The organism is Pseudoalteromonas arctica A 37-1-2, assembly GCF_000238395.3.
Lineage (GTDB): Bacteria > Pseudomonadota > Gammaproteobacteria > Enterobacterales > Alteromonadaceae > Pseudoalteromonas > Pseudoalteromonas arctica.
In genome coordinates this window covers 1,086,197-1,108,962 of record NZ_CP011025.1, presented here as the reverse complement: position 1 = coordinate 1,108,962, position 22,766 = coordinate 1,086,197, and the positions used below count along the sequence as shown (strand labels likewise).

Sequence of the window (22,766 nt, the reverse complement as noted above, 5' to 3'; positions counted from 1 at the left end):
AAAATAAATAATGTGCTAATATAGTCCTCTACTCAGTTGTAAAATTAATTAATATCATGACGATACAAAACCTTTCTATTACTCAAAAAATCACAGCTTTAGGCAGTGCTATTGCTATATGTGTAGCCGCGCTTATTGGCTTGACCTCTTTATACAGCTCAGAAGATATAATTGAGCAACGTATGATTGAGTCAGAGCTCCCTAGTAAACTGCAAACAATCAGCAATCACATAGGCGGTGAAATCAACGAGTTACTCGGTGCTGCTCAGCAACTATCATCAAACGAATTTATTTTACAATGGGCTCAATCAAACAACCAAGACGATACATTACTATTAAAAGAATTAAATCGCGTTGCCCAGCAATACGATTTAGCCACAGCATCTTGGGCAAATAGAGACACTGCACAGTATTGGAATCAGAATGGGTTTTTGCGTGTGTTAAAAAACGATGCAGCCGATGGCTGGTTTTTTGCTTTTAAGCAATCAAAACAGCCCTACTCTATTAGTATTTATCAAGAGTCAGCCAATGATGTGAAAATGTTTGTAAATCATCAGCAGGCTAATGGTACTGGTTTAGCAGGTCTTGCAAAAAGCATCACTGATATGCAAAAGCTATTACAGCAATTTAAAATTGAGCAAACAGGCTTTGTATTCATTGCAGATAAAAGTGGATTGATTCAGCTTCATAAAGATGCAAGTAAAGTAGCTAAAGCAAATATTGATGATTTGTATACTGCAAATATCCACAGCCAACTATTTAATAGTAATGGCTTTGCGCTAGAAGAAATCAGCTTAAATGGCGAACCTACTTTTATCGCTGCTACGCCAATTAAAAATACCGATTTATATGTTGTAGCTCAAGTGCCAAAAAGTGAAGTCTTCGCAAGTGTAAATACCTTACAATGGCAAATTTTTACCTTTACGATAATTACAGCATTAGTTGCTAGCTTGATTAGTTACTTACTTGCACGCTCACTTTCATCTCCACTTTCTAAAATGGCTGAGCTATTTTCACGATTAGGCTCTGGCGATGCAAATTTAGCGTACCGCTTACCAGAATCGAGCCAACCAGAGCTTAACAATCTAAGTAATGGCTTTAATCAGTTTATTAATAAAATAGAAACAGCCATTACTCAGGTTGCAAGCGAAAGCCACGATATACGTCAAAGCTCTGATCATGTATTTGAACAAGCCAAACGAAATTCTCAAGCAATAGATCACCAAAAAGAACAAACAATATCTGTCGCAGCAGCAATCAACGAAATGGGCGCTACAGTGCAAGAAATAGCGCAAAGTGCTGCAAATACAGCTAAGTTAACCGATAGCAGCCGCGAAAATACAATTCAGAGCCACAAGCAGGTATTACAAAGCCAAGCAACTATCTCAGCCCTTGCCAGCGATATTGATGGCATTACAGAGCAAGTAACTTTGCTTTCTAAAAAGACAGTTGATATTGCAAGTATTGTTGACTCAATTAGAGGTATATCGGATCAAACTAATCTACTTGCTTTAAATGCGGCTATTGAATCTGCTCGCGCAGGAGAACATGGTCGAGGCTTTGCTGTTGTTGCTGATGAAGTACGTGCACTGGCAAACCGCACATCGCAATCAACCACCGAAATCCAATCTATGATTGAAGAGCTTACAAGAATATCTGACGATGTAGTGAACGATATTGGTCAATCGAAAGATAAAGCACAGCAAAGCGTTGGTGCTATGCAAAACTCAGTAGAATTACTCGATACGATAACCGAAACAGCCAATGAGATAAACGATATGGCTACGCTCATAGCGACTGCAACTGAGCAGCAAAGTAATGTGGTTGCCGATGTAAGTCGTAATATTGAGCAGATTAGCGAAATTAGCGATAAAGCAATGAGCGAACAAATCAATACAGAGCAAGCTATTCGAGACTTAGCAAACAGCGCACAAACACTTGATGCACTTGTAGCGACCTTTGAAAAGCATCGCTAAGCAGCTATAGTACTGCACGTCTGTTGTGAGCAATGACTATATTCAAAGATAGTTTTTGCTCACAACCAATATACTTAATTTGAACAAGCTAAGCGTTTTCACTATCGCCGCTATTAAACGCTAAAACGTACGCTTCCTTTTTGGCTCTAGTGAGCTTTTTTAATTGATATTCAAGCTTACTTGCTTCACTTTTATTGCCCACTTGTTGTTGATGGATAAGTAAAAGCGGCCCTTTGCCTCTAAGATTTTTAGCTCCTTTCCCGGCTTGATGAGTTGCAAAACGTTTTTCAACATTAGTCGTGATCCCGGTGTACCAATGGCCTAATCGCGTTTCAACTATATATAAAAACCAAATAGACTCGGTTTTTAAAATATTCGTTTCAATGTGTTGTAAACTTTTTTCATTATTAGTGGTCAAATCATTACCTTAACGCCCTTAACACAAAACAATTGCTTAAAAGGGTTTTACCTTCAGTGACTAATCGGTATCATGCAGATTATAAAAAATAAGGATCACAACTAACAATGCAGTCGTTAAAAACTTTTTCTCTTTGGCTTATCGTTGCTTTAACACTTAGCTCAGCAGCTGGTTGCTCTAGCTGGGTATACCGAATTAACATCCCACAAGGCAACTTTTTAGAGCAATCTGATGTTGAAAAACTTCGTGTAAATATGACTCGAGAGCAAGTTATTTATGTATTAGGTAGACCTATTGCCGAGGATGCCTTTGATAATAACACTTGGCGTTATATTTACAGCTTCAATAAAGGCCGTAAAAACGAACAAAATAAAGAGTTAGTAATTAACTTTGAAAATGAAAAGTTAGTTTCAATCTCAGGTGATTATGACCAACCTGAAAACTTTAATACGCCTTTAGAGCAATAATACGCTACTTAATGCCAATAAAAAGGTGAGCAATGCTCACCTTTTTAGTATTTATAAGTAATACCAACCTGCATAAATCTTTGATCAATTTAACGAATTAAATTGCACTATAACGTCGTTAAAAATCTTTTATTTAGAGCAACTAGATACAAAAATTTTTGCCTAGTTCTAGCGTAATTTTCTTAACGTTAAATAGACCCCATATATAAACAGATTGGTATAAATAATTACCGCTCTATTGGACGTCCACCTGTTATTTTATTTGCCCGACCTTCATCTTTTGCTTTTTCAGCACGCTTTCTGCGCGCATCTTTAGGGTCTGCAATTAATGGGCGGTATATTTCTATACGGTCACCGTCTTTTAATTCATAGTTAGCTTTTACAGTTCGATTCCACACACCTAACGTTAGCGATGTGGCATCTATTTCTGGGCACTTTTCTATAATACCTGACTGAATAACAGCTTGCTCGACTGTCGTCCCTTGTGGCACTTCAATTGATAAACACGTGGCCGTGGTCGGTAATGCAAAGACCACCTCAACATTAATCATACTCGCGCTCCATAAACCTGCTTTGCACGCTGAGTAAATGCACTCACCATATTTTTGGCTACATCATTAAAAATCTTACCAAAAGCGAGCTCTACCAATTTACTCGAAAATTCAAACTCTAACTCTAACTGTACTTTACAAGCTTTAGTATCAAGCGCTTGAAAGTGCCAGCGCCCTTTTAACATCTTAAATGGACCATCAACAAGGCGCAGTAACACGGTTTGTTCATCAACAAAGGTGTTTTCGGTGGTAAACCACTTTTTTATACCCGCCTTAGATATTTCTAAACTCGCGGTCATGTTATTATCGTGCTGTGAAACAATTTTTGAGTCTGAGCAATTTGGTAAAAACTGTGAATAAGCTTCTACATCATTAACTAGATCAAACATCTCTTTAGTGCTGTACATAACCAGCGCACTTTTTTCTATTTGTGGCATACTCACTCCCAACTGTGTGGGCGAATTTTAGCAAGCTTTACGCGTTTCCCCAAATTTTCATGCTGCTTAAATTAAAGCTAAATTTTTAAAAGCATTATTAAAAAAATCGATGTAAAACATCTCACATTACGTATATTATAGGGCACTATGGCTAAGAAAAATTCATCAAAATCGACAAGTAATACCATCGCGCTAAACAAAAAAGCGCGACATGAGTATTTTTTACACGATAAGTTTGAAGCGGGTGTTGAACTACAAGGCTGGGAAGTTAAAAGTATCCGAGCTGGTAAAGTAAATATCACAGAAACTTATATTCATCTTAAAAATGGCGAAGCATTTTTACTTGGCAGTCAAATTCAGCCACTTATTAGTGCGTCGACCCATGTAATTTGCGATCCACTACGTTATCGTAAATTGCTATTAAGCAGACGCGAACTTGACCGTTTATTCGGTGCTACAGAGCGCGATGGCTATTCTTTAATAGCTACAGCGATGTACTGGAAAAAATGCTGGGTAAAACTTGAGTTTCATTTAGCAAAAGGTAAGAAATTACACGACAAACGCGAAGACGGTAAAGATAAAGACTGGTCGCGTGAAAAAGAACGCTTAATGAAGCATAAAGCATAAATAAAAACGCCTAATTTATTAGGCGTTTTTAATTTCAAGAAAGGATAATTGAAATTATTTTTTAAATTATAACTGCAAATCAGCTACTCACCATCAGTGCACTTAGTTTATTAAAACAGTTAAATTTATTACATACAAATAAGGGCTATGAGGGCATACGCAAACCTGTTGTAAACAAAAACTACATTCCCCGTAAATAAAACAAAAACCAGTTAGCTAATGTAATACTAGCCTGCTTATATAGGGTCTATTTAACGGTAAGAAAATAACGCTATAACTACGCAAATTTTTTCATCTAGTTGTTTTAAATTAATTTTTAACGACTTTATAGTATAATTCAACTTGTTGAGCTACTCAAAATTAATGCACATTGGTATGAGCGTCCCTTCTAAATAAAAGACACAAAAAAACCGCCAAAATTTGGCGGTTTTTTTATTTAAAACTAAGGGCTAAATTATAGTTCGCCTTCGTTTTCAGATAAGAACTTAGCAACGCCTTCAGGGCTTGCGTCCATACCTTTTTTACCTTCAGTCCAACCAGCAGGACATACTTCACCGTGTTCAGTGTGGAACGCTAGCGCGTCAACCATGCGAAGCATTTCGTCGATGTTACGACCTAGTGGTAAATCGTTCACTACTTGGTGACGTACATTGCCTTCTTCGTCGATTAAGAATGAACCACGAAATGCAACACCCGCTTCTGGATGCTCAACGTCATACGCTTTACAAATTTCGTGTTTAACATCTGCAACTAGTGCGTATTGAACTTTACCAATACCGCCGTCTGCAACAGCAGTGTTACGCCATGCGTTATGTGAGAATTGTGAATCGATAGAAACACCAATTACTTCTACGCCACGCTTTTGAAACTCTTCAAAACGCTTATCAAATGCAATAAGTTCAGAAGGACATACAAACGTGAAATCTAGTGGGTAAAAGAAGATAACTGCTTTTTTACCTTTAATTGTTTCATGAAGGTTATAGCTATCTACAATTTCACCATTACCAAGAACAGCTGCAGCGGTAAAGTCTGGTGCCTGGCGGCCTACTAATACACCCATTTTATTCTCCAAATATTTTGAGTTTGTTTTCAATTGCTTTCGCAATGCTGGTACTTATATGGGCGCTAAAAATTAAAAACCAATAGCGCACACATATAATTAATTGGTATTCTAAAGTTATTCACTACAAAAGAACAATCGCATTTAACGATGTGAGCAATCGAAAATAACGAACACTTACAACTTGCACTAATCTGCTTGGATAATAGGTCTATTTTGAAGTGTGAATTGCGTTGTAATTAGATAGAACTTTTGACGTTACTGAAGAAGGGTTAATTCATTAAATTGTTTAAAAATTCATATAATGCGGTATTAATTTTTGCAGATACAAAAAAACCTGCAAATGCAGGTTTCTCGTTTAGATTTAATCCATTATATCCGAGGGCATATCGCCACGGATTTTTTGCCAAATCTCACCTGTTTGATGACCGTATTTACGCATCATCGAAATAGCACCATCGTGCTCTTTATTTTCTGCCAAGATTGTTAAATCTTTATAAAACTGACGAGCAAGTTCACGAGTTCCAGCATCAGAGAAGTAATGACAACCAATCTTTGAATAAAAACCTCTAAAACCGTTGAGTATTAATACATAAATACGGTTATTACCCGCAACGGCTAATTCATGATGAACTTTGTAATCGTAGTCAGCAAATGCCTGCGCAGTATCTTCTAGCTCATGGCTTTGTGATAAAATTTCAATTACACGTTCAGGATTTAACTTAATTGCAGCACGTGTATAAATAGCACTAATATTAGTACGTGCAGATAAAAGCTGATCTGTCAGCTCTGGCATCTTGTCTTCATCTAAGCGCGCTAGTGTTTCAAGAATATTTAAGCCAGACGTCTCCCAAAAGTTATTTACTTTTGTTGGTTTACCATGCTGAATTGTTAACCAACCATCACGTGCTAAACGCTGTAATACTTCTCTCAAGGTCGTTCTTGTTACACCAATTAACTCTGAAAGTTCTCGCTCGGCAGGTAGAATTGAACCTGGAGGGAAATCGCCGTTCCAAATAGATTCAACTATATATTCTTCAGCAAATCCTGCTGGGCTTTTCGCTTTAAAAATTCTCATCCAGTTCCCACTCGAATTAATCAACACTCATCGTTTTACACGAATAACTGACTGATTGTACCAGACGAAGCATAACTAACAAGTAAAGTCAGGTATATTAATAAGCAAATGAGTAGAAATTAAAGATTAATAAATAATAAAATTTAGGTTTCTCTAATATCGCTACAATGTATAAATATACAGAGCAATATTCATTGTAGGTACATTGTAATTATTGATATTTTATTTACACCATACCTAGCTGAATCAACTTAAAACACATAAGTACATTAAAAAGGAACACCTATACAACAGAGCGTTCTAACCGCAACTTTAAAGAATTGATTAGGCAATGTACCAATGTTGTATAAGTAAGCGATATAACTAAGCTTATGTATCAATGGGAACTAAGTAGAGCGCCATGTAGCCTCTGCTGAGGCTGCATTGAGTGGTCAAAAATTTCATCTTATAAAAAGCGACTTCGGTAGCTTTTTTTTCCTTTTTGTTGCCGCATACATTATCCTAGGTCATAATCTAACGTCTTATTTAAACGCGGAATTTTTATGAACTGGCTTGCGCAATTACCCACCCAACGTACCCCGTGGCTTTTATTTACAGCTATCGTTTTTTTACTTGAAGTGACCGCCCTTTTCTTTCAATACCAAATGGGATTGGCGCCTTGCATAATGTGCATATATCAACGTACAGCCGTACTGGGTCTATTAGGCGCAGGAATTGTAGGTTCGACTAAACCACAGAGCAAAGCAGTTCGTATATTAGCGTATGTAATTTGGGGTGTATCGAGTGTTTGGGGATATTTAATTGCTCGCGAGCATATTGATATGCAAACCACCACAGACCCTTTTGCATTTAGCTGTGAGTTTGAACCAAACTTCCCATCGTTTATGCCGTTACATGAATGGATACCTAGCTTTTTTCAGGCGACCGGGGATTGTGGAAATATAGATTGGCAATTTGTTGGTTTGAGCATGCCTGCTTGGATGGAAATTATATTTGGGATTTTCTCACTAACACTATTTATTATAGTTATTGGCCGTTTATTAATTAAAAAGTCGATTTGATATGTTTACATTTTTTTCAAGCCAATTAGATGAGCTTAAGCACCTAAAGGTACGCAAGCGTCAGGACGTAATAGCACTTTCTTTAAGTATGTTATCGCCAACTGATAAAGTGTTACTACGTATTATTAAATTAATATTACTAAGTCCACTATTTTTAATATTCACGGTATTTAAAGGTTGGATATTAATCCCGTTTTTGATACTCGGCGGACTTTGCTACCCACTTTTAACAACACCTATTGAAATCAACTTTGCTAAAAAACACTTAAGCGATGCATTAAAACAATTTAATCAGGGCGCATAGCGCCCTGATTGTTATCTACTGCTATTAAAGTGAAATTTTCCCCTCTAATTTGGCTAATAGTTTTTTACCAATTCCTTTAACTTGCGATAAATCACTGACGCTTTTAAATTCGCCGTTTTCTTCACGGAAGTCCACTATTGCCTGCGCTTTTTTCTTACCTATACCTGGTAGCTTAGCAAGCATACCTGCATCAGCATTATTTATACTAATTGTCTCAACTTGAGGCATTTGCTTAGTTACTTCCGATAATTGTGCATATACGGTAGTTGCAGGTAGTAAGCATAATAAGCTTATTATGAATAAATTTTTTAACGTTTTCATCAAACTTGTCCCTATTCTTCTTTTCTTAATTTTGAATGTTGCTCAGGAAAACCAAAAAGTAAGGAACTGAAAAGCTCATCATTTAAAGTGTACCTAAACGCATTATCACTATGATCCGAAATCCTGAAAATGCAGCTGGTACAACAAGTGATTGCTTAACTAAAGTAAAGTTACCGTTTTTTGTCAAATTTAAGACACCTAAAAATTAATACTTCGCGCTTGCAAATTTACGCCCAAACCATTACTGTACATAAAAACAGTAATCTAATGGTTTTTACAAACCACGGTGCCAAGCAATTTTGCAGGAGAAATCATGGCTGTTGTTGTTAAATATGTTGTAGAACGAAACGGAGTCGAGCGTATGACGTTTACTACCAAAAAAGAAGCTGATGCTTATGACAAGATGCTCGATATAGCAGAATCACTTGAGCTAATGCTAGAAAAGGTAGACGTACCGCTTAGTGAGCAACAAATTGAATCACTTGCTTTAGAAATAGCGAAAAGCAAAGATGACTTTATGACCATATTAAAGGGCGGCAAAGATCCAGTTGTTACCAAAGCGCCAGCAAAAAGTAAAAAGTCAGATAACGTTGCATCAATTGAAGATAACAACGATAAAAAAGCAAGTTAACTCGTAGATTGCCCTCTCCTCGGACGGGACAAACTAAATAAAAAAGGGAGCAACTTAGTTGCTCCCTTTTTTATTATACCAATTCGCTTAATTAAGTGATCTATTTTGAGGATGGAAAAACGTGTTGATAGCTAGGCAAAAAATTTGATATTTAGTTGTTCTAAATGATAATTTTTTAACGCCGGTAGCAACACGTTTAGCACCGCAAAATGATTAAGTATTATCGCGGATTGGTATTACTTACTACTCATTTTAAAATGAATAGTAATTGCTATTTAAAGCTCTTTTTCTACTTCATCAAATAAAGCAGTGATGTTTTGCTCTGGCTCTTTTGTTACTAAGCTAACAACAACAATTGCGATACTCGCTAAAATAAAGCCAGGTACTATTTCATACATAAAGCTACTTAAACTTTCACCATTAATAGTAAACGGACCATAAATCCAAACAAGCACTGTAAACGCACCTACTAACATACCCGATAACGCACCGGCAAAATTCATACGTTTCCAGTAAAGGCTGAACAGTACCAATGGACCGAAAGCAGCACCAAAGCCTGCCCATGCATTACTTACTAGGTCTAAAATAGAGCTATCTCTGTCGTAAGCTAAGTAAATAGCAAACATAGCCACTACGGCAACGCTAATTCGACCAACAGTAACTAATTCAAAGTCGCTAGCATCTTTACGTAAAAATGTTTTATATAAATCTTCAGTCAATGAACTTGAACTTACTAGCAATTGCGATGAGATAGTACTCATGATAGCAGCCAAAATTGCAGCTAGTAAAAAGCCAGCAATAAGTGGGTGGAACAATAACTCAGAAAGAATTAGGAAAATCGTTTCAGGATCTTCAACTACAATATTATTTTCATAAGTATAAGCAGCACCAAATATACCAGTACCAACAGCACCAAGGGCAGCAACAATCATCCATGTCATACCAATACGGCGAGCTTTAGGCATATCCTTAACACTACGTACCGACATAAAACGAACGATAATATGTGGTTGACCAAAATAACCTAAACCCCATGCCATTGCAGAAATAATACCTAATGCAGAGCCTGCTCCAATCCAGTTAAGCATATCTGGATTTACACTATGTAAAGTAGATTCCAGAGGTTGTTCAAGTAAAGAGTATGCAACAGTAGGCACTAGAATCAGTGCGATGAACATGATACAACCTTGCACGAAATCAGTTAAGCTAACCGCTAAAAAACCACCAAACAAAGTGTATAAAACAACAACACCCGTTGTAATGTATAAACCCACTTCATAACTTAGACCAAATGAGCTTTCAAACAATTTTCCGCCGGCTACAACACCAGATGACGTGTAAAGAGTAAAGAAGACTATAATCACAACAGCAGATACAACACGTAATAAGTTTGACTTATCATTGAAGCGATTTGAGAAGTAATCTGGGATTGTTATAGAGTCATTTGCTTTTTCAGTGTACACACGTAATCTAGGTGCAACTAACAGGTAATTTAACCAAGCACCAATCACCAAACCAATTGCTATCCATGTACTACTAAAACCAGTAACAAACATCGCACCAGGTAGGCCCATTAAAATCCAGCCACTCATGTCAGATGCACCTGCAGATAGTGCAGCAACACTTGGTGATAGATTTCGTCCACCTAACATGTAACCTGATACATCGCCAGTAGATTGCTTATATGCATATAGTCCGATACCTAACATTACAACAAAATATAATGCTAGTGAAATAATCATTCCTGTTTCCAAATTAGCCTCCGCATAATTATTAATAACAGGCTCTTGATCCGAATATTGACTCTTAAAATATTATAATAAAGACACTATTAGGATAAAAACCATTCTCGCTGACTATATCATGCCTAACAATAAAATCTCCAACTTGTTGCTTCCAGCTGATACAAAAATACTCATGTTGAATAATTTTAAAGCGAATTGGTAAAATATAATAAATTAAATAGAAGAAACACCTTAATTTATAATGATAATTTATTAATCTAGCAAATATACGTAATGCTATTTTGAGTCTTTTGCCATATATTATTACAATAACTAATTACATTAATCTTACGGAACTATTTATGTATTTTTACGCTGCACGCCAACCAATTTTAGACAGAGATAAAAAACTCATCGGATATGAGCTTTTATTTCGCGATGGCGTTGATAACGTATTCCCCGATATAGATGGTGACGAAGCAACAACACGACTTATAGAGGGTAGCCAGTTTAATTTTGGTTTAGAAGATTTAACCGACAATAAACCTGCCTATATAAACTTCACCCTAGAAACACTATCAAAGGGTTACCCTACACTACTAGGTAAAGACACTATAGTTGTAGAAATACTTGAAACTATCCAGCCTGGTAAGCGTTTATTAGCTATCGTTAAAGATTTAAAAGATAAAGGTTACACTATTGCTCTTGATGACTATATTCATCAACCTGTATGGCGTCATTTTTACCCATTTATTGATATTATTAAAATAGACTTTTTAGCATCCGATATAGATACAATAAAAACGGTTCTAAACGATTTAAAACCGCACTCACATATTAAGTTACTTGCCGAAAAAGTAGAAACCTATGAAATTTACCAACAAGCTTTAGAGCTTGGGTTTGATTATTTCCAAGGATTTTTCTTCTCAAAACCTGAAATGGTACAAAGTAAGGCTCTACCACCATCAGAAATGGCATTAGCTGAATTACTTTACGAAACATCAAGTGTTGATATGGATCTTAAGAAAATCACTGATGTGTTTGAACGTGATGTAAACCTATCTTATAAATTACTTAGGTATTCAAATTCTGCCGCATTTGCAAGACGCGCAGAAATAAGTACCATTAAGCAAGCTCTTATAGTGCTTGGCGCCAATGAAATTAAAAAGCTATTGTCACTACTGTTTGCAGCACAAGTATCTGCAGATAAACCTGTAGAGCTTATTAGACTTTCACTTACTCGTGCTCGATTTGGTGAATTACTCGCTATATCCCATGGGCAGTTTAAAGATACCGGCATGGCATTTTTAACCGGTATGATGTCGCTAATGGATGCTATTTTAGATGAGAGTATGGAAAGCGTCATGAAAAAGCTTCCACTTTCTAATGATATAAAAGCAGCGCTATTAAACGATGAAGGCTTGCTAGCAAAATATTTAAACTTAGTTAAATACTACGAACAAGCAAACTGGTCAGATGCAAACGAACTAACGAAAGAGCTAAACCTAGGAGAAAAAGTTCCCGATGCCTATCATGAAGCGCTAGCTTGGGTTAATGAACAAATGCAGTTAGTAGTGAACGAAAAATAAACTACCTGAACTCTGGTTAAGATATTTAAATTTATTTTTCTCTAGCCAGAGATTTTCAGTGAAAACAAGGCGAACTTACGCGTCAATAGTTGGCTTATTGCAAGTGAATTCAACGTAGTTAGCGCTGAAAATAACTGCTTGAGATAGGTTTATTATCCAGAGTTCAGGTTAAATATATAAACAGCAAATAAAAAACGCCAGCATTTAGCTGGCGTTTTTGTGAGTGGCTTTTCAATTATAAACTTTCTAAAAAGTCTTCATCAAAATCAGCTGGCTCTTCTTTTATAGGTGGGTTGCCATCATACAGCTCATAAATTTGACGCTGAAAGTAAATATCTTTTACAAATAAGTACGGATCAAGTGAATCATTTAATAACCCTTCTTGTGGGATTAATGATGCACGCGCCTCAACTGCTTTTAAAACAAACACTAGAATAGTTTGTGGAGTCGTTAGCGCAACTTCAGGTAATACAAAGTTGTCGACTACATCACCGGTCAGGTTACGTGCTGTGGTAGGACCCATGCCAGGTAGCATTAAATAAGCGCCATCACCCACGCCCCATACACCTAACGTTTGTCCAAAGTCTTCATCGACTATTTCAAGACCTAATGAGCTAGCAACATCAAAAATACCAAAAATACCAACCGTAGAGTTAACTAAAAAACGCGCTAAGCTCACACTTGCATTACCCGGCTTACCTTGCAAACCGGCATTAATCATATCGACAGGTGCTGTAATATTACCTGTAAAATTAACAATACCGTTTCTTACCGGTACAGGCGTTACTTCAACATAACCTACAGCAACTGGGCGCAATAAATAAGCATCCAGTACATCCATATTAAAGTCGTATAACGGACGATTAATACTTTGCAGCGGATCTCTGTCATCTACTTTGCTTTGTGGTACTTGAGCACACCCGGCTAGTATCAATAAACATAAAAAAGTAAAACTGTGTTTTAACATCTAACGTCCTTAAGGTATTAATGTATCAATTTGAAGTTGGTAGTCACTTACACTTTCACGCTTTAACGACTCTGAATGACCTTCTAGCTCACCAGAACTTGGCATAACCGAGTCATCTATAGAAATACGCGCCGAAATAATAATATTTTCTGCACTAGATAAGTTAAGCCCTGCAACCATTGCACTACTATCACTCAACTCAACTGTAATTGGAAATGAATATTTAGCGAGTTTAACAGCAGCTAATGGCATTGGCGAACCACTTGCTGCTTTTGCAAATATAAACAAGATACCGTCTTTTGGCTGTTTATCTATAAGCTCTTTTGCAATGTCGACTGTAACTGCAATAGCACCCGTTGTAGTAACTGGCATAACAGAGCCTTCCGTTTGCATTTGCTTCTCTATATCAGCGATACGCTCAGAGATCATGCTATAACGAGAATCATTTTTTTCCATACTCGCAAGTAAAACTTCAAATGCAGCTTTGGCTTGAGGCCAATCTTTACGTTCATAAGCAATGAGTGCTAATAACGAAATTGCATCTAAATTGGTAGGCTCAACTTTTAGTACTTTTGAGAGCATACCTGCCGCACGAGTCATATTAGCTTCGCTACCTTCTAGTAATAAAACTTGGCTATAACTAATAAGTACCTGCATATTATCAGGATTCATACGTAGTGCTTTATCAAATGACTGCTGCGCCATGTCAAATTCATTAAGCGACATAGCAACTCGTCCAAGTAGCATCCAAGCGACTTCATCATCACCTGAGCGGCTAAGCTTTGTACGAAGTGCCAATGCAAAAGCCTGCAGCTCATTTTGGCTAAGCGGCTCACCTTTTTGCATTACAGCACGCTCGCCGTAATCAGCTAAATTATCCATTGCATCATGCCAAGCCGAAATTTGCTGCTGACTACCCGTTAAACCATAAAAAACACCTGTTAGAGCAAGAACAAATGCGCCACCAGTTAAAGCAAAAATACGATTATTACCTTTGCTGTTTAGTGATTTTTCTGGTGATAACTCATTCAATAAACGGCGTTTTAATTCAATAATTGATTCTGCATGATTTACGGTATCAATACGCTGATTATCTAAATCGGTTTGTAAATCAACTAAACGCTGCTCATAAATGCTAATTAGCTCAGCATTGGCGTTATGAGTAATTGTTTGAACGCGCTCTTTTTTTAAAAAAGGCAACATCACAAACCCAAGAGCAACCAGTGTGAGTAAAGCAAAACACGCCCACATTAAAATCATTTAACTTTGCTCCTGACGTTTATTTTGTTCAATTAGCTTAGCTAACAGCATTTCGTCGTCACTGCTCCACGTTTGTTTTACTGATGCTTTTCGCTGGCGAATAACAATAAAACCAAAGCCGACTATGACAATTAATACAGGTAATACCCAAAGCACTAAAGTCGCTGGTGTAACTGGTGGGTCGTAATGAACAAAATAGCCAAAGCGGTCAATCATGTAATCAATCACTTCGTCTTTGCTCTTACCTTCTTTAACCAATACGAGTACTTTATCGCGCAAGTCTTTAGCAACAACAGCGTCAGAGTCCGCAATGTTTTGATTTTGACACTTAGGACAGCGCAGCTCTTTAGTTAGCTCTTCAAACAATATCGCTTGTTTGTTGTTATCAAATTGATAGCGATCTTGCTCTGCAAACGCACTGATGCTTACAAAAAGGCTAAGCGTAAGTAGTAACCATTTCATTATTTAAGCTCCTGCATAATTGGCGCAAATTTAGCTCGCCATACTCGCGGGTTTATATCGCCCGTGTGATGCAGCAAAATAGTGCCGTTTTTATCGACTAAAAATGTTTCAGGCGCACCCGAAACACCTAAATCCAACGACAAAGTACGATGTAAATCCAAGATATTAAATTGATATGGGTCACCCGCACGTTGCAGCATATCGCTCACTTCTGTTCGAAGTGATTGCATATCAAACGGGCCATCAAAGTCAGCATCGTAACCTTGTACGTAATAAAGCCCAATAATTTTAACGCCTTGCTCACGTAACTTAGTTAAATAACCAAGTTCAACTAAACATGTTGGGCACCAAGTACCCCATACATTTAGTAAGTAAACTTCGCCTTTTAAAGACTCGTTGGTCCATGGCTTATTGTCTTGCATTAAATCAGGTAGATTAAATGCTGGCATTTCTTGACCTAACCGACCCGTTTGAATTTCACGAGGATTAGCAAAAAGGCCTTGGTATAAAAATACACATACAAAAGCAAATACTAAAAGCGGCGCAATAGCTAAAATTTTACGGTTCATAAAACATTCTCCGATGCAGCTCTACGCGCTGTTTTAGTTGATGTGCGGTAGCGTTTATCAAATAAAATCATAAACCCAGCTAGGGAAATAAGCACACCACCAATCCACATCCAACGAACAAACGGTTTATGATAAATGCGAAGTGACCATGCACCTTGGCTCAACTGCTCACCTAACGCTAAGTATAAATCACGTGTAAAGCCTGCATCTATGGCCGCCTCGGTCATAAACTGCATACCAATATCATACTTACGTTTTTCGGCGTGTAAGCGTGTTACTAGCTCATTGTTTTTAAGCACCGATACAACACCAGCATGACCACTGTAGTTCGGCCCGCGAATAGTTTTAACACCATCAAAACGGTATTCATACTCGTTAAGCTGAACTGTATCGCCTTGCTTCATCGATACGTCACGCTCAACTGAATACGCAGATGTAAGCGTTACACCTGCAATAACAAACGAAATACCAATATGCCCAAGCACCATAGCCCAGTAACTTACACCTAAGCGTTTTAAACCTTCTTTTAAGGTGCCATGCACAGCAGATTTAGTGTAAATGTCGATCCCAGTTGATATTGCAATCCAAACCGCAAGCGTAGTGGCTAGTAGCGTAAGTGGTTTTACTAAATCGTAACTTGAAAACAACCAAGCACAGGTAATCACTACACTAGCTAATACGCCCATTAATATTTTGTTTTGTAAGAAAGCCCATTTATTTTGCTTCCAGCGTAAAAATGGTCCTATACCCATCAAAATAGCAAATGGTACTAAAATTATTGCAAACATCTTATTAAAAAATGGTTCGCCAATAGAAATACTGCCCAAGCCCATTTCTTTATGAACCATAGGTAATAACGTACCCAGCAATACGATTAATGTAGCAACTACTAAAAATATATTATTGAGCCATAACGCCACTTCGCGTGATACAAACTTGTATCGGCCTTCACTATGTACTTGCGATACACGCAGTGCATATAACGCTAAGCCACCACCTACAACGATGCCTAAAAAGGCGAGTATAAATAAGCCTCTATCAGGGTCTGTTGCAAAAGCATGCACCGATACAATAATACCCGAACGTACAATAAAGGTGCCTAACAAGCTTAATGAAAATGCTGCGATAGCAAGTAGTACGGTCCACGATTTAAATACACCACGTTTTTCAGTTACGCTTAACGAGTGCAGTAATGCGGTCGCAACAAGCCATGGCATTAATGATGCGTTTTCGACTGGATCCCAAAACCACCAGCCGCCCCAGCCAAGCTCTGAATATGCCCACCAGCTACCAATTGTGATTCCTAGAGTTAAAAAGCCCCATGCAGTCATTGTCCACGGACGTGACCACTTAGCCCATGTGTTATCAAGCTTACCGGTTAACAACGCAGCAATAGCAAAAGAGAAGGCAACTGATAGCCCTACATAACCCATGTACAGTAATGGCGGGTGAATAATCATGCCCGGATCTTGAAGCAACGGATTTAAATCACGCCCTTCAACAGGGAAATAAGGGAGTAGGCGCTCAAACGGGCTTGAAAGTAGTAAGGTGTACATCATAAAACCCACACCTAAAAAACCAAGTACGCCCAATACGCGAGCACGTAGCACCCAAGGCAATGATTTAGAACGCGCAGCGACAACTGCAGTCCAACCTGCTTGCATTACTAACCACAGTAAAATAGCGCCTTCATGGCCGCCCCATGTAGAGGTGATTTTGTAATACCAAGGTAGCGTACTACTTGAATGATATGCCACATACGATACGGTAAAATCATCCGTTACACTGGCGTAAATAAGTGCTGCAAAAGAGATTAAAACAAAAGCGAATTGCCCAATTGCTAAAGAGGGAGCTGCACGCATTAATCGAAGATTACCGGTATGCGCGCCCCAAAGAGGAAAAATACACAGTAAAACGCTTAGCACCATGGCAAGCGTTAAAGAAAAATAACCAATTTCTGGGATCATAGCTAATTACCACTATCTAAGTTGTATTTTGGTTTTTCGTGCTTAATACCTTTAACTGCCTCTGCAACTTCTGCTGGCATATATTCTTCGTCATGCTTTGCAAGCACTTCAAATGCTTCAATAACATTAGGTTCGATTAATACGCCCTGCGCTACAATGCCTTGCCCCTCACGAAACAAGTCTGGCAATATGCCTTGATAACGCACGGTCACTAATGGACCTGTATCAATTAGCTTAAAGCTTACTTGTAAGCTCTGTTCATTACGCTCAACCGTGCCTGGTACAACCATGCCACCAATACGTAGCTTTTGGCCAATGAATGGTTTTTCTTTATTAGGCCCTTTGCCATCAATAAGTTCGCTTGGCGTATAAAAAAGATTAATATTTTCTTGAAGTGCATAAAGCACTAAACCAATTGATCCACCAATACCAAACAGTACGGCAATAATTACCAATAGGCGCTTTTTACGTCTTGGATTCATGAGGCTTGTTCCTGTTTAGCTTTTTTAATTCGCGCTTCACGTATTATTTGTTGCTCAACTGAAGCCATAATACGTTTAGTATCTCTTAAAGAGTTCACTAAAATACCAAGTAAAATAAGAGCGCATGTACCAAAAGAAAGCCAGATATAAAACCCATAGCCTCCCATTGCAATAAAATCAGAAAAAGAGTCAAACTGCATAATTACCCCTTATTTAACAACAAACGCACCCACGGTCGGTGCTTTTCGCGTTGTAAAATTTCATTTTTAAGACGAATTAAAGTCACTGTTCCTACAAAAGCAGCAAAGGCTAAAATATTAACCATAAGTGGCCAAAACATACTTGGGTCTATTGCTTTAGTGTCTAGTTTTGTAATGCTTGCGCCTTGGTGTAGCGTATTCCACCACTCAACTGAGTAATGAATAATAGGTAAATTGATTACGCCCACAATAGCTAAAATAGAAGCCGCACGCCCTGCTGACTTCTTATCTTCAAATGCATGGTAAAGCGAAAGCACGCCAAGATATAAAAATAATAAAATAAGTTCAGACGTTAAACGCGCATCCCATACCCACCAAGCACCCCACATAGGTTTACCCCATGCAGCGCCAGTAATAAGCGCTATAGCAGTAATACAAGCACCAACAGGCGCTATAGCAATAACGGCAAGTTCGGCATTTCGTAGTTGCCATACAAGCGCAACAACAGCTGCAATAGCCATTGATGAGTAAGCCCCCATAGACAAAATGGCAGAAGGAACATGAATAAAAATGATACGGTAGCTGTCTTTTTGTTGGTAATCGGCAGGTGCAAAACCAAGCCCCCATACCCATCCAACAATCATACTAACTACAGTAACTACGGCAAAATAAGGCAGTAACGTATTGCATAACTGGTATGCACGCTCTGCTTTAGCATAGGGATGTAACCACTTCCACATTAACTTACACTCACTTTTAAAGCTGACGATATGGCAATTGGTGCGCTAATAATAGCAATAAGTAACATTGCACCAAGGATGGCAAGCTGCCCACTATAATCCAGCGACATGGTGCTGGTATCGATAGCCGACGTTGCAAAAATCAAAACAGGAATATACAAAGGCAATACGAGTAAACTCATCAAAATACCCCCTTTTTGTAATCCCACAGTAAGCCCTGCGCCTATTGCGCCAATAAAGCTCAATAGTGGTGTGCCTAATAATAATGTTAAAACGGTTGCTGTTAACGCCGTACTTTCTAGGTTTAACAACAATGCAAACAGCGGCGTCATTAATACAAGCGGTAAACCTGTTACCACCCAGTGAGCGGCTACTTTAGCAAGTACGGTTAACGATAACGGGTAAGACGATGCAATTAACTGCTCCAACGAGCCATCGTTAAAATCATCTCTAAACAGTTTATCCAAGCCCAGCATGGTAGAGAGTAGTGCGGCAACCCAAATAATTCCCGGTGCCATTCTCGCTAGTAAACCAGGCTCAGGCCCGATTGCTAACGGAAATAATGAAATTACAATTAAGAAGAACAAAATAGGATTTACAATTTCAGCGCGCTGGCGAAACGCAAGTTTTACATCTTTGGTAAATACCGCACTAAATAGCAACCAATAAGAATGTTGACGAGTCATTAGTGACGATACTCCAGTGTAACCGTTTGCAAGTTACTAAAATGGGTCGTTAAATCTTGGTGGGTCGTTAACAAAATAGCTCCACCGTTTAGTAAGTGCTCGGTAAATCGCTGCTGTAAAAAGGCAACACCGCTTTTATCAAGCGCGGTAAATGGCTCATCAAGTACCCATAATTTAGCATCACTTAACCAAAGCCTAACCAAAGCTACACGTCTTTGTTGTCCAGCAGATAACATTCTAACCGGTACATCTTCAAGTCCAACAAGGCCAAGTTGCGCTAAAATGGGATACAAGTCAGGCTGGTTTATGTAGCCATTAATTTGTAACCAATGACGAACATTTTCAACTGCACTAAGCTGAGTATTTACACCTGTTTTGTGGCCTATAAAGAGTAGTTCTCTGGCATACTCTTCGTAATACTTAGATATAGGCTGTTCTTGAAATAAAACAGCTCCTTCATCAGGCACAGAAAAGCCTGCGATAATACGCAATAGCGATGTTTTACCAGCCCCATTAGGACCCGCTAATTGCATGATTTGACCGCTATTAAGGCTAAAATTAAGATCCGCAAACAAACAACGATCTTGCTTGATGCAGGTGACGGACTTAATGTGTAACAAGATGACGATTCTCTCTGCCAAAAATTAGGCGTTAGTCTACCATAATGATAGGGTAATACGAATATTGCTTTAAAATCGATTCACTTAAAATAGAGAAAACTTGATTTAAAATAATGAATACGCCAACGCAAATAACATTATCTAATTCATTGGTTATCAATCAATCGACAAACCCTCAAACCAATGAGTTATCGCAATTACCTAATGAGGTGCTTGCGGCTAAAAACATTCAATTTTCGAAAGACTCGATTACGCTTGATGTATTTATTGATAAACATTGGCAGACATTAAGACTTGGCACTACAAGCGCACCTCAAAATTTACAAAAAATAGCCAGTGCTAACATACAACTTAATCCCGATGGCAAACAGCTCAACATCACGCCAAACACTACAACCCTTACTTTAAATCAACCAGTACAATTACAGCGTTTATTAAATTATGTAAGCACGGGCACTGAAGTACAAAGCAAACCAATGGATTTACAAGTGGTTATGTCCCCTACCCCAAAATTAGTAATTGATAAACTTAACGCCAGTATTGCCATAAATAAAGACGTAGCGCAGTTACTTTTAACCGAGCAGCCTTTAAAAGTAGTTGTTAGCACTACTAACAAAGGCGCACAGCTTAATGTTATTAATCGCTTTGCAGATACAATTCATACGCAACCACTTAGCCAAACTAAACTTACTAAATTACTCGTGGCCTTATTACCTAGTGCGCAACTTCAAGCAACACCTAAACTAGCTATTTTGACTCATCCTCAAAAGTCAGGTTCGTTTACAACGCCTATTACTAATCAACAAGTTAGTGAGCTACCTAGCACGCCCATTAAGGTAAATTTAATAAATCAGGCTGATAAATTACTTATTAAAACCGATACTAATAATATAAAAGTGACGCTTAATAACTCATTTTCTAAACCGTTTAACGAGTTACTTTTAGCTCAAAAAAGCAGTGTCTCTGAAATACATTTTTCTGCGCCCACTATTAAAGCAAGCCCACTGCTTACACCTGATAGCCCAATAAAGTCGTGGCTACAAAATAGCTTTAGTGATTTAAAAACGCGAATTAATGATGCAGTTAAATATTTTGAAAGTAAGCCCTTTGCAGCAGCAAATAAATCTGAGTTAATGCCGCCGTCTGGATCATCTGCGATACAAAGGCCGGGCTTAGTTACGCAATTAACAGTATCACCGTTAAATAGAGTTAACATTACTCAAAATATAAGTACTGCGTTAAATAGCAATACTAGCAATACTTTACCAGAGCACTTTTCAAGACTCCCGCCACTTGTACAATTAACTCAGCAAATAAAAGGAAGTGTTAGTGTTTGGCAATCACCTTCAAACACAGCAACAACCTACACGCCAATAACAAGTAACATTACTCAAAATGAAGTGGCGAGCGCTAAGCCAAGTAATTTAAACGCGAGTCAATTGAGTGCTCGGAGTATTAGTACTAACAGTAAAGTTGATACGTTAATTAAGCCTACAAGTGAAGTTGCTACTAAAGGGCAAACAACGTCTTCAGTGCAACCAGTAATAAACGGCAACAATCAAAACAGTGTAAACCCAGCCTCGATTAAAAATATGCTCCCATTAGCAGAGCCGTTATCTAATATTGCCTCTCGTAGTCAAATGCTACAACCAATAGAAGCAAAGCTATTAAGCACACTATTAAAGCTTCCTGATACCACAATCCCTACGGATAGAGTAGCTGGTAACAAACAGCTTTTAAGTAGTCAAATTACTGATATTACAAATAGAGCAACAAAAGACACGCCCGATTTAACTCGCTTAATTAACCAAGCATTTAATCGCATGGTCTCTAGTAATAATATTAACCCTGCGACCATACAGCGTGAAGTATTAGCCACCTTACAGCCATCTCAATTAACGGGTGATATTCTACAAAGTAGCTTCACTAAAGGACTTGAACAAGTTGCAGTGAGTATTTTAGCAGCCCCTATAATTAGCCAATCAGTAACACCGATAAGCTTTAATAACCAAACTGGCTTAGATGCACTTTTACAAGTACTCATACCTACTTTTAAAACAGGAAACGCGGGAGCAAAAATACTTGAGCAACTGCAGCAAGCTCAAGTTCAAGCATTGGCTAGCGAAATCGTACAAGTTAAAAACACACTTACCCAAGTAAGTGTTTCAACACCAAATCAACAACCAGACACAAACCCGCTTGCGCAATTTTTATTACCAATGAAATTGCCGCCTGAGGCCGCCCAAACAGAAATAACATTGGGACAATATAAAAAGCCAAGCGCAGATAAATTAGAAGATAAAAATGTATGGTTTGTCAGGTTAAACTTTGATTATGCACAGATTGGGCAGTTACAGATTACCGCTGAGTTAATGGATAAAGCACTCGATTGCCAGCTATTAGCCTCAAGCCAAGAAGTAAGCGCAATTGCTCACCCTCACTTAGATAATTTAAGATCCAAACTAGCTAAGCATGGTTTACAAGTTGGAGAACTCAACTTAAAGCGAGGCGATACAAATAATCAGGCATTTTATAAATCTCATGCAATTATTAATATTAAGGTTTAGTA

The 22,766-nt window shown here is 38.0% G+C and carries 25 protein-coding genes; 8 read left to right on the top strand and 17 right to left on the bottom strand.

Annotated elements, in window-relative coordinates; genetic code table 11:
• Positions 1-56: 56 nt before the first annotated feature.
• Positions 57-1,976, top strand: coding sequence for a methyl-accepting chemotaxis protein (locus PARC_RS04955; RefSeq protein WP_010553878.1), 1,920 nt, complete (start codon positions 57-59; stop codon positions 1,974-1,976).
• An 88-nt stretch (positions 1,977-2,064) separates the two neighbouring features.
• On the opposite strand, the gene PARC_RS04950 is transcribed toward PARC_RS04955, so the two are convergent.
• Complete coding sequence (locus tag PARC_RS04950) at positions 2,065-2,394, bottom strand: GIY-YIG nuclease family protein (RefSeq protein WP_010553879.1); 330 nt, start codon at positions 2,392-2,394, stop codon at positions 2,065-2,067.
• A gap of 107 nt (positions 2,395-2,501) precedes the next feature.
• Between PARC_RS04950 and PARC_RS04945 the strand changes: the two genes are divergently transcribed.
• Complete coding sequence (locus tag PARC_RS04945; protein WP_010553880.1) at positions 2,502-2,861, top strand: outer membrane protein assembly factor BamE; 360 nt, start codon at positions 2,502-2,504, stop codon at positions 2,859-2,861.
• Between the two features lie 227 nt (positions 2,862-3,088).
• Here the strand turns inward: PARC_RS04945 and PARC_RS04940 are convergent, their stop codons facing one another.
• Together PARC_RS04940 and PARC_RS04935 are read right to left on the bottom strand one after the other, a co-directional pair.
• Entirely contained in the window at positions 3,089-3,412 is a 324-nt protein-coding gene (locus tag PARC_RS04940) for an RnfH family protein (RefSeq protein ID WP_010553881.1), read from the bottom strand.
• Positions 3,409-3,849: a type II toxin-antitoxin system RatA family toxin gene (locus PARC_RS04935; RefSeq protein ID WP_010553882.1), complete on the bottom strand. Its 441-nt coding sequence runs from the start codon at positions 3,847-3,849 to the stop codon at positions 3,409-3,411. The genes PARC_RS04940 and PARC_RS04935 overlap by 4 nt, the downstream gene beginning before the upstream one ends.
• 147 nt (positions 3,850-3,996) lie before the next feature.
• On the opposite strand from PARC_RS04935, the gene smpB reads away from it, so the two are divergent.
• Complete coding sequence (smpB, locus tag PARC_RS04930) at positions 3,997-4,476, top strand: SsrA-binding protein SmpB (RefSeq protein ID WP_010553883.1); 480 nt, start codon at positions 3,997-3,999, stop codon at positions 4,474-4,476.
• 454 nt (positions 4,477-4,930) lie between these two features.
• Here the strand turns inward: smpB and PARC_RS04925 are convergent, their stop codons facing one another.
• Both PARC_RS04925 and fadR read right to left on the bottom strand, forming a co-directional pair.
• A complete protein-coding gene (locus tag PARC_RS04925; RefSeq protein ID WP_007378637.1) occupies positions 4,931-5,536 on the bottom strand; it encodes a peroxiredoxin in 606 nt (201 codons plus the stop codon).
• Positions 5,537-5,900: 364 nt separating this feature from the next.
• Entirely contained in the window at positions 5,901-6,614 is a 714-nt protein-coding gene (gene fadR, locus PARC_RS04920) for a fatty acid metabolism transcriptional regulator FadR (RefSeq protein WP_004335692.1), read from the bottom strand.
• Between the two features lie 542 nt (positions 6,615-7,156).
• Between fadR and dsbB the strand changes: the two genes are divergently transcribed.
• Together dsbB and PARC_RS04910 are read left to right on the top strand one after the other, a co-directional pair.
• Entirely contained in the window at positions 7,157-7,675 is a 519-nt protein-coding gene (dsbB, locus tag PARC_RS04915; RefSeq protein WP_007584117.1) for a disulfide bond formation protein DsbB, read from the top strand.
• A 1-nt stretch (position 7,676) separates the two neighbouring features.
• A complete protein-coding gene (locus PARC_RS04910) occupies positions 7,677-7,979 on the top strand; it encodes a DUF6170 family protein (RefSeq protein WP_010553884.1) in 303 nt (100 codons plus the stop codon).
• Between the two features lie 24 nt (positions 7,980-8,003).
• Here PARC_RS04910 and PARC_RS04905 read toward each other — a convergent pair whose 3' ends face one another.
• The gene (locus PARC_RS04905) at positions 8,004-8,300 is read right to left on the bottom strand and encodes a ComEA family DNA-binding protein (protein ID WP_010553885.1); all 297 of its coding nucleotides are present in this window, start codon (positions 8,298-8,300) and stop codon (positions 8,004-8,006) included.
• A 313-nt stretch (positions 8,301-8,613) separates the two neighbouring features.
• On the opposite strand from PARC_RS04905, the gene PARC_RS04900 reads away from it, so the two are divergent.
• Positions 8,614-8,931 carry a YebG family protein gene (locus PARC_RS04900; protein ID WP_007584105.1) on the top strand — a complete coding sequence of 106 codons (318 nt, stop codon included), beginning with the start codon at positions 8,614-8,616 and terminating at the stop codon, positions 8,929-8,931.
• Between the two features lie 275 nt (positions 8,932-9,206).
• On the opposite strand, the gene putP is transcribed toward PARC_RS04900, so the two are convergent.
• Positions 9,207-10,685, bottom strand: a complete 1,479-nt coding sequence (gene putP, locus PARC_RS04895; protein ID WP_010553886.1) for a sodium/proline symporter PutP — start codon at positions 10,683-10,685, stop codon at positions 9,207-9,209.
• A 332-nt stretch (positions 10,686-11,017) separates the two neighbouring features.
• Here putP and PARC_RS04890 point away from each other — a divergent pair, with 332 nt between their 5' ends.
• Positions 11,018-12,244, top strand: a complete 1,227-nt coding sequence (locus tag PARC_RS04890) for an EAL and HDOD domain-containing protein (RefSeq protein ID WP_010553887.1) — start codon at positions 11,018-11,020, stop codon at positions 12,242-12,244.
• Positions 12,245-12,479: 235 nt separating this feature from the next.
• Here PARC_RS04890 and PARC_RS04885 read toward each other — a convergent pair whose 3' ends face one another.
• From PARC_RS04885 to ccmA, 10 genes are read right to left on the bottom strand one after another with little or no spacing between them, the layout of a single operon-like run.
• A complete protein-coding gene (locus tag PARC_RS04885; RefSeq protein WP_007585858.1) occupies positions 12,480-13,211 on the bottom strand; it encodes an MlaA family lipoprotein in 732 nt (243 codons plus the stop codon).
• A gap of 9 nt (positions 13,212-13,220) precedes the next feature.
• Positions 13,221-14,471, bottom strand: coding sequence for a c-type cytochrome biogenesis protein CcmI (ccmI, locus tag PARC_RS04880; RefSeq protein WP_010553888.1), 1,251 nt, complete (start codon positions 14,469-14,471; stop codon positions 13,221-13,223).
• A complete protein-coding gene (locus tag PARC_RS04875; RefSeq protein ID WP_007585854.1) occupies positions 14,472-14,933 on the bottom strand; it encodes a cytochrome c-type biogenesis protein in 462 nt (153 codons plus the stop codon).
• Positions 14,933-15,502 carry a redoxin family protein gene (locus PARC_RS04870; RefSeq protein WP_007585852.1) on the bottom strand — a complete coding sequence of 190 codons (570 nt, stop codon included), beginning with the start codon at positions 15,500-15,502 and terminating at the stop codon, positions 14,933-14,935. Before PARC_RS04870 ends, PARC_RS04875 begins: the two co-directional genes overlap by 1 nt.
• Entirely contained in the window at positions 15,499-17,469 is a 1,971-nt protein-coding gene (locus tag PARC_RS04865) for a heme lyase CcmF/NrfE family subunit (RefSeq protein ID WP_010553889.1), read from the bottom strand. The genes PARC_RS04870 and PARC_RS04865 overlap by 4 nt, the downstream gene beginning before the upstream one ends.
• A 2-nt stretch (positions 17,470-17,471) precedes the next feature.
• Positions 17,472-17,951, bottom strand: a complete 480-nt coding sequence (gene ccmE / locus PARC_RS04860) for a cytochrome c maturation protein CcmE (protein WP_007585848.1) — start codon at positions 17,949-17,951, stop codon at positions 17,472-17,474.
• Entirely contained in the window at positions 17,948-18,151 is a 204-nt protein-coding gene (gene ccmD / locus PARC_RS04855; protein ID WP_007585846.1) for a heme exporter protein CcmD, read from the bottom strand. The genes ccmE and ccmD overlap by 4 nt, the downstream gene beginning before the upstream one ends.
• 2 nt (positions 18,152-18,153) lie before the next feature.
• Positions 18,154-18,891, bottom strand: a complete 738-nt coding sequence (locus PARC_RS04850) for a heme ABC transporter permease (protein WP_007585844.1) — start codon at positions 18,889-18,891, stop codon at positions 18,154-18,156.
• Positions 18,891-19,577, bottom strand: a complete 687-nt coding sequence (gene ccmB, locus PARC_RS04845) for a heme exporter protein CcmB (protein WP_002959286.1) — start codon at positions 19,575-19,577, stop codon at positions 18,891-18,893. The genes PARC_RS04850 and ccmB overlap by 1 nt, the downstream gene beginning before the upstream one ends.
• The gene (gene ccmA, locus PARC_RS04840; protein ID WP_096058052.1) at positions 19,577-20,197 is read right to left on the bottom strand and encodes a cytochrome c biogenesis heme-transporting ATPase CcmA; all 621 of its coding nucleotides are present in this window, start codon (positions 20,195-20,197) and stop codon (positions 19,577-19,579) included. Before ccmA ends, ccmB begins: the two co-directional genes overlap by 1 nt.
• A 113-nt stretch (positions 20,198-20,310) precedes the next feature.
• Between ccmA and fliK the strand changes: the two genes are divergently transcribed.
• The gene (gene fliK, locus PARC_RS04835; RefSeq protein WP_010553892.1) at positions 20,311-22,764 is read left to right on the top strand and encodes a flagellar hook-length control protein FliK; all 2,454 of its coding nucleotides are present in this window, start codon (positions 20,311-20,313) and stop codon (positions 22,762-22,764) included.
• The last annotated feature ends 2 nt before the right edge of the window (positions 22,765-22,766 follow it).

What these genes read in the sequence shown, in the direction of transcription:
- PARC_RS04955 (WP_010553878.1), top strand. Translation starts at nt 57, where the DNA reads ATGACGATACAAAACCTTTCTATTACTCAAAAAATCACAGCTTTAGGC.
- PARC_RS04945 (WP_010553880.1), top strand. Translation starts at nt 2,502, where the DNA reads ATGCAGTCGTTAAAAACTTTTTCTCTTTGGCTTATCGTTGCTTTAACA.
- PARC_RS04940 (WP_010553881.1), bottom strand. Translation starts at nt 3,412, where the DNA reads ATGATTAATGTTGAGGTGGTCTTTGCATTACCGACCACGGCCACGTGT.
- PARC_RS04935 (WP_010553882.1), bottom strand. Translation starts at nt 3,849, where the DNA reads ATGCCACAAATAGAAAAAAGTGCGCTGGTTATGTACAGCACTAAAGAG.
- smpB (WP_010553883.1), top strand. Translation starts at nt 3,997, where the DNA reads ATGGCTAAGAAAAATTCATCAAAATCGACAAGTAATACCATCGCGCTA.
- PARC_RS04925 (WP_007378637.1), bottom strand. Translation starts at nt 5,536, where the DNA reads ATGGGTGTATTAGTAGGCCGCCAGGCACCAGACTTTACCGCTGCAGCT.
- fadR (WP_004335692.1), bottom strand. Translation starts at nt 6,614, where the DNA reads ATGAGAATTTTTAAAGCGAAAAGCCCAGCAGGATTTGCTGAAGAATAT.
- dsbB (WP_007584117.1), top strand. Translation starts at nt 7,157, where the DNA reads ATGAACTGGCTTGCGCAATTACCCACCCAACGTACCCCGTGGCTTTTA.
- PARC_RS04910 (WP_010553884.1), top strand. Translation starts at nt 7,677, where the DNA reads ATGTTTACATTTTTTTCAAGCCAATTAGATGAGCTTAAGCACCTAAAG.
- PARC_RS04905 (WP_010553885.1), bottom strand. Translation starts at nt 8,300, where the DNA reads ATGAAAACGTTAAAAAATTTATTCATAATAAGCTTATTATGCTTACTA.
- PARC_RS04900 (WP_007584105.1), top strand. Translation starts at nt 8,614, where the DNA reads ATGGCTGTTGTTGTTAAATATGTTGTAGAACGAAACGGAGTCGAGCGT.
- PARC_RS04890 (WP_010553887.1), top strand. Translation starts at nt 11,018, where the DNA reads ATGTATTTTTACGCTGCACGCCAACCAATTTTAGACAGAGATAAAAAA.
- PARC_RS04885 (WP_007585858.1), bottom strand. Translation starts at nt 13,211, where the DNA reads ATGTTAAAACACAGTTTTACTTTTTTATGTTTATTGATACTAGCCGGG.
- ccmI (WP_010553888.1), bottom strand. Translation starts at nt 14,471, where the DNA reads ATGATTTTAATGTGGGCGTGTTTTGCTTTACTCACACTGGTTGCTCTT.
- PARC_RS04875 (WP_007585854.1), bottom strand. Translation starts at nt 14,933, where the DNA reads ATGAAATGGTTACTACTTACGCTTAGCCTTTTTGTAAGCATCAGTGCG.
- PARC_RS04870 (WP_007585852.1), bottom strand. Translation starts at nt 15,502, where the DNA reads ATGAACCGTAAAATTTTAGCTATTGCGCCGCTTTTAGTATTTGCTTTT.
- PARC_RS04865 (WP_010553889.1), bottom strand. Translation starts at nt 17,469, where the DNA reads ATGATCCCAGAAATTGGTTATTTTTCTTTAACGCTTGCCATGGTGCTA.
- ccmE (WP_007585848.1), bottom strand. Translation starts at nt 17,951, where the DNA reads ATGAATCCAAGACGTAAAAAGCGCCTATTGGTAATTATTGCCGTACTG.
- ccmD (WP_007585846.1), bottom strand. Translation starts at nt 18,151, where the DNA reads ATGCAGTTTGACTCTTTTTCTGATTTTATTGCAATGGGAGGCTATGGG.
- PARC_RS04850 (WP_007585844.1), bottom strand. Translation starts at nt 18,891, where the DNA reads ATGTGGAAGTGGTTACATCCCTATGCTAAAGCAGAGCGTGCATACCAG.
- ccmB (WP_002959286.1), bottom strand. Translation starts at nt 19,577, where the DNA reads ATGACTCGTCAACATTCTTATTGGTTGCTATTTAGTGCGGTATTTACC.
- fliK (WP_010553892.1), top strand. Translation starts at nt 20,311, where the DNA reads ATGAATACGCCAACGCAAATAACATTATCTAATTCATTGGTTATCAAT.